At 31.2% G+C, this 14,037-nt stretch carries 16 protein-coding genes; 5 read left to right on the top strand and 11 right to left on the bottom strand.

Annotated elements, in window-relative coordinates:
- Positions 1 to 321: 321 nt before the first annotated feature.
- Both glyA and V5784_RS02775 read right to left on the bottom strand, forming a co-directional pair.
- A complete protein-coding gene (gene glyA, locus V5784_RS02780) occupies positions 322 to 1,563 on the bottom strand; it encodes a serine hydroxymethyltransferase (protein ID WP_336887525.1) in 1,242 nt (413 codons plus the stop codon).
- A gap of 307 nt (positions 1,564 to 1,870) precedes the next feature.
- The gene (locus V5784_RS02775; protein WP_336887524.1) at positions 1,871 to 3,070 is read right to left on the bottom strand and encodes an MBL fold metallo-hydrolase; all 1,200 of its coding nucleotides are present in this window, start codon (positions 3,068 to 3,070) and stop codon (positions 1,871 to 1,873) included.
- Positions 3,071 to 3,451: 381 nt separating this feature from the next.
- On the opposite strand from V5784_RS02775, the gene V5784_RS02770 reads away from it, so the two are divergent.
- The 3 genes from V5784_RS02770 (at position 3,452) to V5784_RS02760 (ending at position 4,613) form a co-directional block, all read left to right on the top strand.
- Entirely contained in the window at positions 3,452 to 3,640 is a 189-nt protein-coding gene (locus V5784_RS02770; RefSeq protein WP_336887523.1) for a pentapeptide repeat-containing protein, read from the top strand.
- A gap of 213 nt (positions 3,641 to 3,853) precedes the next feature.
- Positions 3,854 to 4,405 (top strand): ferritin family protein, encoded by a 552-nt coding sequence (locus V5784_RS02765; RefSeq protein WP_336887522.1) that lies wholly within the window; start codon positions 3,854 to 3,856, stop codon positions 4,403 to 4,405.
- Between the two features lie 46 nt (positions 4,406 to 4,451).
- Complete coding sequence (locus tag V5784_RS02760) at positions 4,452 to 4,613, top strand: rubredoxin (protein ID WP_336887521.1); 162 nt, start codon at positions 4,452 to 4,454, stop codon at positions 4,611 to 4,613.
- 270 nt (positions 4,614 to 4,883) lie between these two features.
- Here V5784_RS02760 and V5784_RS02755 read toward each other — a convergent pair whose 3' ends face one another.
- From V5784_RS02755 to ruvC, 4 genes are read right to left on the bottom strand one after another with little or no spacing between them, the layout of a single operon-like run.
- The gene (locus V5784_RS02755) at positions 4,884 to 5,378 is read right to left on the bottom strand and encodes a lytic transglycosylase domain-containing protein (RefSeq protein WP_336887520.1); all 495 of its coding nucleotides are present in this window, start codon (positions 5,376 to 5,378) and stop codon (positions 4,884 to 4,886) included.
- 1 nt (position 5,379) lies between these two features.
- The gene (gene trmL, locus V5784_RS02750) at positions 5,380 to 5,838 is read right to left on the bottom strand and encodes a tRNA (uridine(34)/cytosine(34)/5-carboxymethylaminomethyluridine(34)-2'-O)-methyltransferase TrmL (RefSeq protein ID WP_336887519.1); all 459 of its coding nucleotides are present in this window, start codon (positions 5,836 to 5,838) and stop codon (positions 5,380 to 5,382) included.
- A gap of 4 nt (positions 5,839 to 5,842) precedes the next feature.
- Entirely contained in the window at positions 5,843 to 7,069 is a 1,227-nt protein-coding gene (locus tag V5784_RS02745; RefSeq protein ID WP_336887518.1) for a HAMP domain-containing sensor histidine kinase, read from the bottom strand.
- 5 nt (positions 7,070 to 7,074) lie between these two features.
- Positions 7,075 to 7,650 carry a crossover junction endodeoxyribonuclease RuvC gene (gene ruvC, locus V5784_RS02740; protein ID WP_336887517.1) on the bottom strand — a complete coding sequence of 192 codons (576 nt, stop codon included), beginning with the start codon at positions 7,648 to 7,650 and terminating at the stop codon, positions 7,075 to 7,077.
- Positions 7,651 to 7,836: 186 nt separating this feature from the next.
- Here ruvC and V5784_RS02735 point away from each other — a divergent pair, with 186 nt between their 5' ends.
- A complete protein-coding gene (locus tag V5784_RS02735) occupies positions 7,837 to 8,631 on the top strand; it encodes an RNA polymerase sigma factor RpoD/SigA (RefSeq protein WP_336887516.1) in 795 nt (264 codons plus the stop codon).
- Positions 8,632 to 8,642: 11 nt separating this feature from the next.
- Positions 8,643 to 9,953, top strand: coding sequence for a PhoH family protein (locus tag V5784_RS02730; protein ID WP_336887515.1), 1,311 nt, complete (start codon positions 8,643 to 8,645; stop codon positions 9,951 to 9,953).
- Positions 9,954 to 10,084: 131 nt separating this feature from the next.
- Here V5784_RS02730 and dapF read toward each other — a convergent pair whose 3' ends face one another.
- The 5 genes from dapF to V5784_RS02705 form a co-directional block, all read right to left on the bottom strand.
- The gene (gene dapF, locus V5784_RS02725; protein ID WP_336887514.1) at positions 10,085 to 10,921 is read right to left on the bottom strand and encodes a diaminopimelate epimerase; all 837 of its coding nucleotides are present in this window, start codon (positions 10,919 to 10,921) and stop codon (positions 10,085 to 10,087) included.
- 43 nt (positions 10,922 to 10,964) lie between these two features.
- Positions 10,965 to 12,110 (bottom strand): aminotransferase class I/II-fold pyridoxal phosphate-dependent enzyme, encoded by a 1,146-nt coding sequence (locus tag V5784_RS02720; RefSeq protein ID WP_336887513.1) that lies wholly within the window; start codon positions 12,108 to 12,110, stop codon positions 10,965 to 10,967.
- A 25-nt stretch (positions 12,111 to 12,135) separates the two neighbouring features.
- Positions 12,136 to 12,849, bottom strand: coding sequence for a 2,3,4,5-tetrahydropyridine-2,6-dicarboxylate N-acetyltransferase (gene dapD / locus V5784_RS02715; protein ID WP_336887512.1), 714 nt, complete (start codon positions 12,847 to 12,849; stop codon positions 12,136 to 12,138).
- 67 nt (positions 12,850 to 12,916) lie between these two features.
- Positions 12,917 to 13,654 (bottom strand): 4-hydroxy-tetrahydrodipicolinate reductase, encoded by a 738-nt coding sequence (dapB, locus tag V5784_RS02710; protein ID WP_336887511.1) that lies wholly within the window; start codon positions 13,652 to 13,654, stop codon positions 12,917 to 12,919.
- Between the two features lie 13 nt (positions 13,655 to 13,667).
- Positions 13,668 to 14,037, bottom strand: a 370-nt coding sequence (locus tag V5784_RS02705; protein WP_336887510.1) for a dihydrodipicolinate synthase family protein, incomplete at its 5' end; no start/stop codon positions are given.

Raw genomic sequence — 14,037 nt, 5'->3', positions numbered from 1 at the left:
AACGATCTTAAATTTAAACTTAGAAGAGTAAGTTTTTCGTGTATTCATAATCAAAATCCCCCATATTGTTTTCTTAAATTATACTCTATTTTTTTGCTTAAGGTTAAACACTCTTTGTATGAATTTATACGACCATTATATGTCCTACATTGTTAAAAAAATCTTGGGAAAATTAGAATTTGAAGGGGTAAAAAATCCTAAGTTTTTATCCATCATTTAATAAAAAAGGCTTCCAAAATTGGAAGCCTTTTTGAGATTTTTTATTTTTTTAGCAATTATAAAAAATTAGTGACAAATTAGATTTATATATTCTGTTTTCTATTAATCTCTATAAAGGGGAAACTTTTTGCAGAGGTTTGCAACATCATTTTTTATGGCTCCTAATATTTCAGATGAACCACCGCTATTTAAAGATCTTAGAATTAATACAGCGACTTCTTTCATCTCCTCTTCTTTCATCCCTCTAGTTGTAAGGGCGGGAGTTCCTATCCTAATACCACTAGTTACAAAGGGGCTTTTAGTATCGTAGGGAATACCATTTTTATTTACCGTGATGTTTGCTTCTTCAAGGATCTTCTCAGCTTCTTTTCCAGTAAGTTTTTTATTAGTAAGGTCAACCAATATCATGTGGTTATCGGTTCCTCCACTTACAATTCTTAGACCTCCTTTTTTTAGTTCCTCAGACAGAGTATGAGCATTTATTATTACCTGTTTCTGATATCCTTTGAATTCTAGACCCAAGGCCTCGTTGAAAGCCGTCGCCTTTGCAGCAATTATGTGCATAAGAGGACCTCCTTGAATTCCAGGAAAGATAACTTTGTTGATCTTTTTTATTAACTCTTCATCATTGGTGAGAATCATTCCCCCTCTAGGACCTCTCAAAGTTTTATGGGTAGTAGTGGTAACAACATGGGCATGAGGAATAGGAGATGGATGTTCTCCAGCAGCCACAAGACCTGCAATATGTGCCATATCTACCATAAGGTAAGCTCCTACCATGTCTGCAATTTCCCTGAATCTCTTAAAATCTATGGTACGAGAATATGCACTGGCTCCAGCTATAATTATACGTGGTTTTACCTCTAGAGCCATTTCTTCCACTTTTTTATAGTCTATTACCTCGGTTTCACTATCTACTCCATAAGAATAAACTTTGTAATCCTGCCCTGAAAAATTGACATTTTTACCATGGGTCAAGTGCCCTCCATGATCTAATTTCATTCCTAAGATGGTATCTCCAGAATTTATCAATGCTCTATATACTGCCATATTTGCCTGAGAACCTGAGTGGGGTTGTACATTTACATATTTCACCCCAAATAGCTCTCCAGCTCTTTCAATAGCAAGATCCTCTGCTACATCAACAAATTGACAACCTCCATAATATCTTTTTCCAGAATACCCTTCAGCATATTTGTTTGTCATTACACTTCCTGCGGCTTCCATTACAGCTTTTGATACAAAATTTTCAGAAGCTATGAGCTCCAAACCATATTCCTGGCGTTCTTCCTCTTTTTGGATGACTTCCCAAAGTTTTTTGTCGTTCATTTTTAATTCATTCATTATAAATCCTCCTTTTGGTATATAAAAAAAGCCGTAGATATATTCAATCTACGGCTTTAAAATTAATAAAATTAAAGTGTCGTTGCAGATATGGATTTACATCAAAAATTCAAAAAGCTATATGATCTTTTTTTATGGCATTTAGAATTTTGTGAGGATATAAATCTTTTAGTCATGGCTTTTTCTCCTTTGAAATTTGTTATTTGATAAAGAATACTGCATAAAAATTAGTTTGTCAAGGAAATATAGAAAATTTTTTTTCAAAGGATTTTTTAAAAAATATCTAAGACTGATGGTTTTCCTTTTTTTAATCTCCTAGACTCGATGCAAATTCCTGTCCAAATTTATAGCAGAGTTCCTTACTTGCACTGTTTAAATTCCAGTTAACTTTTATTCCTTCATTGGCTAATTTCAAAGAAGTAAACTTTAAACTTTCATTTATAACATCTAAATTTTTTGCATTCCATCCATAACTTCCAAAGGCTGCGACACTTTTATCTTTAAAGTTCAAACCTTTGACTGCTTCTAATAGAGCAGCCATTGATGGCAGTATTCTATTGTTGAGAGTGGGAGATCCGAATAAAATCCCTTTGGATTTAAATATTTCTGTCAGGATCTCACTTTCGCTATGTTTGGTACTATTAATCAATAAAATACTTGTAGAAGGAGAGATACTTCTGATCCCATCAGATATAGACTCTGCCATTTTTTTAGTACTTTCCCACATAGTATCATAGGTTATTAGTATTTGATCCTCTTTATAGTTATCACACCATTTCATATATTTTTCAATAATTTGAAGTGGATTTTTTCTCCAAATTACACCATGTGCAGTACAAATTTGATCAATTGTTAGATTCAAGCTTAATATTTCATCAATTTTTCTTTTAATTAGGGGGCTGAATGGTGTAAGTATACAAGCATAATACTTTAATGCTTCATAGTTTAAGATATTCTGATCACATTCATCATTGAATAATCCATTAGCTCCATAGTGTTGACCAAAAGCATCATTACTAAAAAGAATATTTTCTTCACTTAGATAAGACACCATGGAATCTGGCCAATGTAACATTTTCATCTCAACAAATGTTAATTTTTTCTTCCCTAAATCCAAAACGTCACCGGTCTTTACAACTCTAAATTCAGCATCGATCCTATGATAAGCCTTTATAATTTCTACACCCTTATCAGTACAATAGATAGGCGTATTAGGAATTTCTTTCATCAATGCACTTAAAGACCCACTGTGGTCGGGTTCGTTATGATTCATAACAATATAATCAATAGTATTTAAATCAATCTCTTCTTTTAATTGTTCGATCCATTCGGTACTAAAATTTGCAATTACAGTGTCAACTAAAACTATTTTTTCATCTCTTATTAGGTATGAATTATAAGAAGTTCCGTGGGGAATATCTAATTCTTCACCATGAAATTTAGTAATATCTTGATCGATTATTCCAACCCATTTAACACTTTTACTGACGTCGACAAATTTCTTCATATTATTGGCTCCTTTTTTATAAATTTATACAAAAGATATACGACGATTTTAAATTAATCCTACTGTTTCAATTTAAAAGTATTAATTTTTTAAGACTATAATCAACTTTACGCTATGTCTAACACGATTAAAACCTAAAATATTTGGAAGTGAAATTAGAGAATTAAATATTTAAAATAAAAATATCAATTAGAATTTTATGGTTTCTTTTTAGGTATTAACCTATACTTTTATATGGGAATATGTGATAGAATAAAGTGAAAAATATTTAAAATAATAATTTCATATTTAATATAGTGTTGACCTTGAAAAAATAAAAATGAAATAAAAAAATATTTTTTTATTTTGATATAATCAATAAAATTTTAAAAGGAGGTTTTTATGTATTTCCAATCTAATGATTTAAGTGGTGATTTAAGGAATGCGGACTTAAAAAATATAGATTTAAGCTATGCTAATTTAAAGGATCTTGATTTAAGGAATACTAATTTAACCGGTGCAGATCTAAGTACTGTAGATTTAAACATCGCAGATCTAACTGGTGCCAAATTTGATGATATTGCCGACTAAATATTCAATAAATAAAATAATACTTCTTACGAGGGTTAATTTTTTTGATTTTACATCAATAAAATCAACTGTATTTAATAAATTTATGGTCTCTATATTTTTAAGGATTATTATGTATAAAAAAAACTTGACTTTCAACTTTGAAACTGTTATTATAAATTTGTAATCAATACAATTTTATAATAAAAAATTAAACATAGGGAGTGAAGTAGAATGGCTAAAATGAGATGCACAGTATGTGGAGAAATATTAGACGCAAGTGTTGAGGTCTGTCCAGTATGTAAAGCAGGTAAAGATAAATTTGTAGCTTATGATGAAAGTGCTACTGAAGAGTGGGCAACTGAGCATAAATTAGGAGAAGGATTAGCTTGTGGAGATGCAGAGATCATTGAAGGGTTAAAAGCTAACTTTGCAGGAGAATGTACAGAAGTTGGGATGTACTTAGCAATGTCAAGAGTAGCAGACAGAGAAGGATATCCTGAAGTTGCAGAAGCCTATAAAAGAATTGCATTTGAAGAAGCGGAACATGCAGCTAAATTCGCTGAATTATTAGGAGAAGTAGTAACTAATTCATCTGAAGAAAACCTAAGATTAAGAGTAGCAGCAGAATATGGAGCTACATCTGGTAAATTTGAATTAGCTAAGAGAGCAAAAAAATTAGGATTTGATGCAATCCACGATACAGTACATGAGATGGCTAAAGATGAAGCTAGACATGGAAAAGCATTCAAAGGTTTATTAGAAAGACATTTTGAAGGGAAATAATTAATTTAGATTTAAAACTAAAACTAATATAAAGGCGGTAAAAAATATGAAAAAATATGTTTGTGAAGTATGTGGATATGTTTATGATCCAGAAGTTGGAGATGTAGATAACGGAATTGAAGCTGGAACTAAATTTGAAGATCTACCTGAAGATTGGGTTTGTCCTCCGTGTAGCGTAGGAAAAGACTTATTTGCTGAAGAAAACTAAAAAAAACTCTCAAGAAATCCTTGAGAGTTTTTTTTAGTTCCAAATTATATTATGTCTCTCTGATTATTTTCAAGAGTACCATTCGGGTATGGGATAACTATTTTTTTAAATTAAAACTAAAAATTAAATAAATTTAAACTTGTTTCACCTAAGTGACGTCTGATAGGTATAAGCAAATGAAAATAATAATTTTTCATTGCCTTCTTTCCTTAAAATATAAAAATAAAAACCTCCTAACTATTTGACTATTACAGTCGGGAGGTTTTTATTTTATTTGAAATATAATCTTATCCTATAAAAAAAATTAGCTATCTTATATTTTATAAGGTAGTTTTTGGTTTCTTTAAATTTTTTCCATGACCCATCCTTTAATCTGGAAGGACCTGCATTGTAGGCTATCAAGACTTTTTCAATGTCACTGTCATATTTGTTCATAAGATAGTGAAGATAAATGGTACCGATTTTAATATTATATACAGGATCTAATAACATTTTTTTAGAATATGGAAGGTTATTAGATTTTGCCATCCACTCTCCTGTGGAAGGCATGATCTGCATAAGACCGATAGCTCCCTTATGAGAAACGATACGCTCTCTGAAGTTGCTTTCGATCTTGATGACTGAATAAATAACCTCTCTGTCTATCTTGTATTTTTTAGATATTTTTTCTATTTCTCCATAATGATTTAAAGGGAAGAATGAAACAACTCCTATTATACCTATAAATATAAGAAAAATTAATATATAAATATAGATTCGTTTCATATTACTCTCCGAAGTTAAAATCAGTCTGCCTTAAAGATTCATACAAAACAATAGCTGCTGAATTTGAAAGATTCAGCGATCTTCCCATCTTAATCATAGGAATAGTGATACAAGTTTCCTTGTTTTTTTCTAGAATTTCGATGGGAACCCCTCTAGATTCAGGGCCGAATACAATAAAGTCATTTTCTTTATATTTAACATCTGAATATTTTTGAGTAGTCTTAGTTGTAGCAAAATAAAATTTAGATTCAGGGTAAGCAGCTATCAATTCGTCTAAACTATCCCATTCGTGCAGGTCAATATGTTGCCAGTAATCTAATCCAGCTCTCTTAATTTGTTTTTCATCTAGAGAAAATCCAAGGGGTTTGATAAGGTGTAATGATGTATTTGTGAGGACACAACTCCTACCTATATTTCCTGTGTTGTATGGTATTTCAGGTTCCATTAAAACTATATTCATAAATTTACTCCTCTTTTAGTATTATTTTTGTCCATTTTGAATACTCTGATTTTATGGAAAACTTAAAACCTAATTTGGTAAAGACCTCTTTGGCTATAGTTAGACCTAAGCCGGTTCCATAAATTTTAGAGGAATAGAAAGGAATGGTAACCTCTTCTATCCTATGTTTTTGTATGCCAATTCCATTATCTTTTATACTGATCTTGTTTTTATTGTTTGCTGAAAGGATAATAGTAATAAAACGCTCATTCTTATTGTAGTCACAGTTTTCAATGGAATTTTTAAATATATGGTAAAAAGCTGTGATAACCTTATCTCTGTTAAATGTAATTTCAATATCATTTTCTATAATCATATAGGTTTTGATCTTAGATTTCTTCAAATGCAGATTTAACTTTTGAATAACTTCCCTAATAAGAGAGGAGAGGTAAAAAGTAGTCGATTTATTTTTAACATTTTTATCTTCGCTAGAATACTCACCGATATTTTCACAAAGTTTAATAATCTTATCGGATTCTTTGAGAATATAATCTAAATAAAGTTCGATTTTTTTAGGATCGTGTAACTTCTTCTTAGCTAAAGATGCGAAACCAACAATAGATGAAATAGGAGTCCTTAGTTCGTGGATGATAGAATTTGCAAAAGAACCCACGGTTTTTAATCTGATATCCTCTGCCTCAAAATCTTCTAATTCTCGAGAGTGCATATAGAGTGAAAAATTGTATTTAAATAATTCTAAAATATGCATCTCCTGTACATTGAGTCTGTAAGGAGTCTTATTTTGTCTATCTAAGATAAAGCATCCATAGTATGTATTTTCGTAATTTATAGGGATGATAGTAAAGTTTTGAAATCTATTGAGTGGCCCATAATTTTCAAGAGAATCTAGCCCAGTTATATTTGTTTGGATTTCCATATTTTTCAACATTTTTTCCATAGGAGTCCCGTAAAAATTGATCTCCTTTTCAAGGTTAGTGGAGATGAATTCTACCTCATCCTTCTTTAATTTTTTCAGATCAAAATATGAATTTAGATGTTTCAGATTTCTATCCCATTTATTGTACTTAAAAAAATATCCTTCTGAGTAGCCAAGATCTAACTTTTCAATTAAATTTAAGAGAATAAAAAATACAACTTTTTCAGTGTTTTTCTCCTCGTGAATTTTAGAAGCTATAGTTTCTAAGGAATTTAAATAAGAAACCATAGATGAATTGTCCAAGTTTTTAAACATAAAAATCAATCCTTTTTGTTTAATAAATTTCGATAATCTGCTGCACTTATTTTACCATTTTTAATACTAGTTATCTTAGAAAGATTAGGTTTAGAAGCTGTAATGTACCCGCTATTCAAGGAATTAATATGAATTATGGCAATAGCTAAAGCGTCGGCTGCATCATCTGGTTGGGGAATTTTGGAAAGTCCTAAAATCCTTTGAACCATTAACTGAACCTGTTTTTTTTCAGCACGGCCATATCCTGTTATTCCCATCTTTATCTGTAAAGGGGTAAATGATACCTGGGGAATATTATTTTGTTCTCCACAGAGAACTATTACCCCTCTAGCCTGCGCAACGGAGATAACAGTTTTAGCATTTTTAAAATAAAAAAGATCCTCAACAGTCATGTGGGTAGGAGAATATTTTTTTAAGATATCATCTAATTCGTTGTAGATGGCAAAAATCCTTTTTTCCATGGGAAGATCTTTGGAGGTATAGATACAACCATAATCCACTACCCTATATTTACTTCCAATATAATCTATAATTCCAAAACCGACAATTGCTGTTCCTGGATCTATTCCAATTACCCTCATTTTTACTCCTCATATTAAAACTGGATTATAGAGCGAAAAACATATTAAATACTTATGTTTTTATATTTATTTTTGTATATTAAATTTTATCATAAATTATAATAAAATTCTATAACTAAAAAAGGAAGTTTCAATAACAAATAGTATATGGTTGATACAAATAAAATACGTAAAAAGGAGGTAAAAATGAATATTTCAAATTATTTAAAAGAAATAGGTCACTACCCCCTCCTGACTAGAGAAGAGGAAGTTGAAATATCTAAACATATCTTAGAGGGGGATATAGATGCACAAGATCGATTGATAACAGCTAATTTGAGATTAGTTGTGAGTATAGCTAAAAGATACACTAAATTAGGAGTCCCCATTCAAGATTTGATTCAAGAGGGAAATATAGGACTCATGAAAGCTGTTGAAAAATTTGATTATACCATGGGGAAAAAATTTTCTACCTATGCTACTTTTTGGATAAAACAAAGTATTTTGAGATATATATCCTCAAATAAGGGTGTTATCAGATATCCGGTATATATATATGATAATTTGGCTAAGATAAAGAAATTTATGGCAAAATATAAATCAAAATACAGCTGTGAACCCAGCTTGGAGGAGATTGCATTAAAAACAGAATTAAAGGTAAAAGATATTAAAAGATATCTAAAATTAAATGATGTAACCTTTAATTCTTTGGATGATTCCTATGGAGAAACCGGAGACCTCCATAGTATGATTGCAGATAAAAATGGTTATATAGAGGAAAATTTAATCCTTGAAAATGATAAAGAAAAACTATTAAAAACTTTGGATATCCTAGGAACCAAAGAAAAAAAGATAATAATATATAGGTTTGGTTTATTGGACAATGAAATTTTAACCTTGGATATATTGGGGAAAAAAATGAATTTGACTAGAGAAAGGATAAGGCAGTTACAAATTCGAGCACTCAACAAACTAAGAGTATATTTACAATATCATAATTAGGAGGGATTTCTATGAGAAAAATATATATACTAGACACGAACGTACTTATTCATGATCCTAAAGCTATAACAAAATTTGAAGACAATGATGTAGTTTTACCAATCTATGTGATTGAGGAGATAGATAAATTAAAAAAAGAAAGTGGAAATAGAGGCGCATCAGCTAGAATAGCAGCCAGATTTATAGATGAGCTCCGTTCTAAGGGGTCTTTGGCCAATGGAGTAGAGATGGAAAAAGGGATATTTTTCAGGGTGGAAATTAAGGGTGATACTACAGAGCTCCCAACTTCTTTAAGGAGAGATATTGTAGATAATCGAATTCTAGCAATAGCACTATATATCAAGAATAAAGAGAAGGATAAAAAAGTGATATTGGTCTCAAAAGACGTTAACATGAGGATAAAATCAGACGCCATGGGAATAAACGTAGAGGATTATAAGAGTGATAAGATGGATCTAGAAGAACTGTATACTGGAAATATGGAAATAGAAGTAGAGGAAGAATTTATTAAAAAGTATAAGAAATCTGGAAGAATTAAATATGTAGAAATTATGTCGGAAGAACCCTCGGCTAACTGTTTCGTGAGCATGAAAAATAAAGAAATAATTCTTTTTGGTAGATATAATAAAAAAACAAAACGGATAGAGAGAATGACTTATGGAGATGTAAGTGTTTGGGGAGTTCGAGGCAGAAACGAAGAACAAAATTTTGCATTGGATCTTTTAATGGATGAGGATATAAAGGTAGTAACCTTAGTCGGGAAAGCTGGGACGGGGAAAACTTTGCTAGCAGTAGCTTCAGGATTGGAATTAGTTGTTGAGAGGAGTAAATATAAGAAATTATTTATAGCCAGACCTATAGTTTCCATGGGAAAAGACTTAGGATACCTTCCAGGGAGTGAAAAAGAAAAACTAAAACCTTGGATGCAACCTATTTTTGATAATATAGATTTTTTATCCGCTAACAAAGAGGAAAAATCAGGAGAAAAGGTAATAGCAGGATTAGAAGCTTTGGGATTATTAAAAATAGAAGCACTGTCCTATATAAGAGGTAGGAGTATCCCAGCAGGATTTTTAATTATAGATGAGGCACAAAATTTAACGCCCCATGAGATAAAAACCATAGTTACCAGAGCAGGAGAAAATACAAAGATAGTATTTACAGGCGACCCATATCAAATTGATAATCCGTATCTCGATACAGAGAGTAACGGTCTCACTTATTTAGCAGAAAGGTTTAGAGATGTGAATATATCAGGACATATTATATTGAAAAAAGGTGAAAGATCAGAATTGGCAGAATTGGCAGCTACATTATTATAGTCCCCTTGACCTCCTATATTAATTTATAGGAGGTCTTTTTATGAAGACCATGAATCGTATTCAATTTTGAAATCGCTAATATCTCTAATTATCTCGAATAAAACCTTGTTTGAGTATAGGGATTTTAATTTTTAACTATATTTATATTCCCCTTTTGCTATTAATTCACTGGGACCAGTCATATAAACCTCATCTTTTACTTCTATAATTAGATCACCTAAAGTTAGGTGAACAATGACTTTAGAATTTAGGTATCCGAGGAGTTCTCCTATAACTACACTAGCACAAGATCCTGTTCCACAAGCTAGGGTATGTCCTGCTCCTCTTTCCCAAGTATCTACAATGACTTCATTTTCATCTAAAATTTGTACGAAGTTTACATTGGTTTTTTCAGGGAAAAGTGGATTGTTTTCAATAGATCTTCCAACTTCTACTAGGTCGATTTTCTTTAAATCATCTACAAAAATTACAGCATGGGGAACACCCATAAGAATAGCTGATACATTATAAGTTTCGCCATTAACGGTAATTTTTTCATTGATAAACTTTTCTTTAGGAGTAATCATAGGTATAGATTTAGGATTTAAAAATGGTTTTCCCATATTGACTTTTACATTAAATCTTTCATCTGGATATACATCTAGACTGAGTAATCCAGCTAAGGTATCTACCTTGTAAGTAGTTCCATCTAAATTTTTATTATTATAGATATAGTTAGAAAAACATCTGATACCATTCCCACACATAGATGCGATACTTCCATCAGAATTAATAAAGATCATTTGACAACAATCTTCTTTTTCAACTAAAACCATTATCCCATCAGCACCAATTCCAGTGTGTCTGTCACATATTTTTATAGCTAGATTAGAGAAATTCTCTTCTTTTATATTCTTTGCCATTAAATCTTTATAGTTAAAGATTATAAAATCATTTCCTAAACCATGGTATTTTTCAAATTTAATCATATCATATTCTCCTTTATTATTGATTTTCTTGTTTTTTTGTTTACTAGGATTTATATTTTTCGATATAATTTTCTATCTTATCCATAGCTAATTTTAAAATTTCTACAGATTTGGTACAAGATATTCTAAAGTATCCCTCCACTCCAAAAACAATTCCAGGAACTATGGCTATATGTTTATTTTCAAGTAGATCTAGAGCAAAGTCCAAAGATGAATCTATATTAAAATTATTTAAAGAGCCAAAGATATAAAATGTTCCCTTAGGCTTGAGAGTAACTATACCCATAGAGTTTAATCTATTGTATACATATTCACATCTTTTTTTATATTTCTTTGTATATGAAGAGATATCCGAACATTTAGAAAGTGCAACATATCCACCATATTGTGAGACTATTGAAGGTGATGTGAGAGTATATTGATGAACCTTTATCAGTTGGTCTCTCAGTTTTTTAGATGTTAAAATATAACCTAAACGCCATCCAGTCATAGAATGAGATTTTGAAAACCCATTGATTAAGATAATTTTTTCTTTAAGAAAGTCATATTTCCCTACAGAAATAAAGTCATCATCAAAAGTAATCTCACTATATATTTCATCAGAAATAATATAGATATCTTTATCCCTTAAAAAATCCATGATTTCATCTAAGTTTTTTTTAGATAATATTATTCCCGATGGATTATTGGGATAATTTAAAATAAGAGCCTTAGTTTTAGGAGTAATATGTTTTTTTAGATTCTCTACTGTGAGCTGTAATTTATCCGAAATGGTATCAATAAAGATTGATTTACCTCCATTAAAATCTATATTAGGAAGGTATCCTGGATAAGATGGAAGGGGGATCAAGACTTCATCCCCTTCATTTAAGATCGTTCTCATAGTAGTAGAAATAGCTTCTGAAGCACCTGCTGTGACTAGAACCTCATCTATTTTGTAAGATGAATCATATTTAGTATTATAAAATTTTACTATTTCTTCCCTTATTTCGGGGGTCCCTCCTAACATAGGGTATCCCATTCGATTATTTTTCATATAAAGTGTAGTTTGATCTACTATTTCACAGGGAATAGGGAGATCTGGTTCCCCAATAGTAAGGTCGATTACATCTTTATACTGCTTACTCTTTATTGATATTTGTCTAATAAGGGAGATCTCTTGATTTATTACTTTAGGATTTATATTCATATTGACCTCCAATTAATTTTTGATATTAGTTTATAACTCTAAGATCTTCCATAATTTCAGTTTTACTAGCAGTTTTTTCATCTTTATCTTTGATTATTCTAGCTGGGTTTCCAGCTACTACTACACCAGCAGGAACGTTCTTTGTAACGATAGCTCCAGCAGCTACTACAGCTCCTTTTCCTACTCTTACTCCTTCTAATATTACTGCATTGGCACCAACAACAACATCGTCTTCTATAACAACAGGATCAGCACTAGGCGGTTCGATTACACCAGCTAAGACAGCACCTGCACCAATATGACAATTGTCACCTACAGTTGCTCTACCTCCCATAACTACATTTAGATCTATCATAGTACCAGTTCCTATCTTAGAACCAATGTTTATAACAGCTCCCATCATGATAACAGCATTATCTCCAATCTCAACCATATCTCTAATAAATGCTCCTGGTTCGATTCTAGCATGGATATTTTTAGTATCTAACATTGGAATAGCTGAGTTTCTTCTATCACTTTCAACATGAGAATCAGTAATTAAATCAGCGTTAGTAGTTAAAATTTCATTAACTTCTTTCCATTCTCCAAAGATTGTTTTACTATTTTCACTTCCAAAAGCTTTACAGTTTAGGAAATCTATTCCTTGTAAGTCACCATTTATATAGGCTTTTACAGGGGTAGATTTTGTAGAATTTTTAATGTATTGAATTATTTCATGAGCGTTATTTAACTTAGTCATAGTTGTTCTCCTTTTAAAATATATTTTTTATAGTGTTTTAGTGCAACTTGACGTTGCTTTTTATTTTTTAGTTGAAAATGTCCTTCATTGTGTAGAATCCTGGTTTTTGATTAAAAAGCCATGTTGCTCCTTTTAGAGCTCCATTAACAAAAATCATCTTAGAGTGAGCTTCATGTTTTATCTCTATTATTTCATCCTCACCAGCAAAAATTACTGAGTGTTCTCCTACAATAGTTCCACCACGAACTACATGCACTCCGATCTCTTCCTTTTTTCTTGGAGCGATTCCTTCCCTTCCATAGGCTAACTCTCTTTTAGAACTTAAGGTATCATTTATTTTTTTTAGCAGTGATTGAGCTGTACCACTTGGGGCATCTATTTTTTTGTTGTGATGTTTTTCAATTAACTCGATATCCCAGTCTTCTAAAGATGAAACAAGAGTTCCTAATAATTCCGTAATTAGATTTATTCCAAGGGAAGTATTGGTTGCTTTAAGTATTGGAACTACTTGTGATGCTTTATTTATTTTTTCTAATGTCTCTTCACTATGTCCTGTAGTAGCAATCAGTGTAGGAACATTATTAGCTATGATCCATGGAATAATTTTTTCTGAGTTGCTATAATGGGAAAAATCTATCATAACATCAGGAATAACAGAAAGATTTTCCAAACTTTCAACAATTCTAGAGTCTTTTCCTAAATAAAAAGAATCAATTATCCCGACTAAATTTAAATTTTTACTTTTATCGATGGTATCACAAAGAAGTTTACCCATCTGTCCCCATCCGTATATAACTATATTCAAAGTATTACCTCCTTTAGATTAAATTTAATTTTTTCATCTCTACTTTTAAAACTTCGAGAGGTTTAGAACTTATTTCCCATAGAGGTTGTCTTACTCCTCCAACTTTAAAATCCATAAGATTCATTGCAGCCTTTACAGGTATGGGGTTTGTTTCTAAAAATAAAGAACTAACTAAGCCATTCATAGAAAGTTGAAGATCCTTAGATTTAATAACATCTCCTTCTAGGTAAGACATAACTAGGTTATGAGTTTCTAGAGGCATAACATTTGCTAATACAGATATAACACCTACTCCTCCTAATGAAAGAACTGGAACTATGATGTCGTCATTACCAGAGTATAGAGAAAAATCATCGCTACAGACTCTAGCTACTTCAGCTAAG

It is taken from the genome of Psychrilyobacter sp. (genome assembly GCF_037132775.1).
In the GTDB taxonomy this organism is placed as follows: Bacteria; Fusobacteriota; Fusobacteriia; order Fusobacteriales; family Fusobacteriaceae; genus Psychrilyobacter.
The sequence above is the reverse complement of the archived record's forward strand: the minus strand, read 5'-3'. Positions and strand labels throughout refer to the sequence as shown.

Coding starts and splice junctions, on each gene's coding strand:
- glyA (WP_336887525.1), bottom strand. CDS start 1,563: ATGAATGAATTAAAAATGAACGACAAAAAACTTTGGGAAGTCATCCAA.
- V5784_RS02775 (WP_336887524.1), bottom strand. CDS start 3,070: ATGAAGAAATTTGTCGACGTCAGTAAAAGTGTTAAATGGGTTGGAATA.
- V5784_RS02770 (WP_336887523.1), top strand. CDS start 3,452: ATGTATTTCCAATCTAATGATTTAAGTGGTGATTTAAGGAATGCGGAC.
- V5784_RS02765 (WP_336887522.1), top strand. CDS start 3,854: ATGGCTAAAATGAGATGCACAGTATGTGGAGAAATATTAGACGCAAGT.
- V5784_RS02760 (WP_336887521.1), top strand. CDS start 4,452: ATGAAAAAATATGTTTGTGAAGTATGTGGATATGTTTATGATCCAGAA.
- V5784_RS02755 (WP_336887520.1), bottom strand. CDS start 5,378: ATGAAACGAATCTATATTTATATATTAATTTTTCTTATATTTATAGGT.
- trmL (WP_336887519.1), bottom strand. CDS start 5,838: ATGAATATAGTTTTAATGGAACCTGAAATACCATACAACACAGGAAAT.
- V5784_RS02745 (WP_336887518.1), bottom strand. CDS start 7,069: ATGTTTAAAAACTTGGACAATTCATCTATGGTTTCTTATTTAAATTCC.
- ruvC (WP_336887517.1), bottom strand. CDS start 7,650: ATGAGGGTAATTGGAATAGATCCAGGAACAGCAATTGTCGGTTTTGGA.
- V5784_RS02735 (WP_336887516.1), top strand. CDS start 7,837: ATGAATATTTCAAATTATTTAAAAGAAATAGGTCACTACCCCCTCCTG.
- V5784_RS02730 (WP_336887515.1), top strand. CDS start 8,643: ATGAGAAAAATATATATACTAGACACGAACGTACTTATTCATGATCCT.
- dapF (WP_336887514.1), bottom strand. CDS start 10,921: ATGATTAAATTTGAAAAATACCATGGTTTAGGAAATGATTTTATAATC.
- V5784_RS02720 (WP_336887513.1), bottom strand. CDS start 12,110: ATGAATATAAATCCTAAAGTAATAAATCAAGAGATCTCCCTTATTAGA.
- dapD (WP_336887512.1), bottom strand. CDS start 12,849: ATGACTAAGTTAAATAACGCTCATGAAATAATTCAATACATTAAAAAT.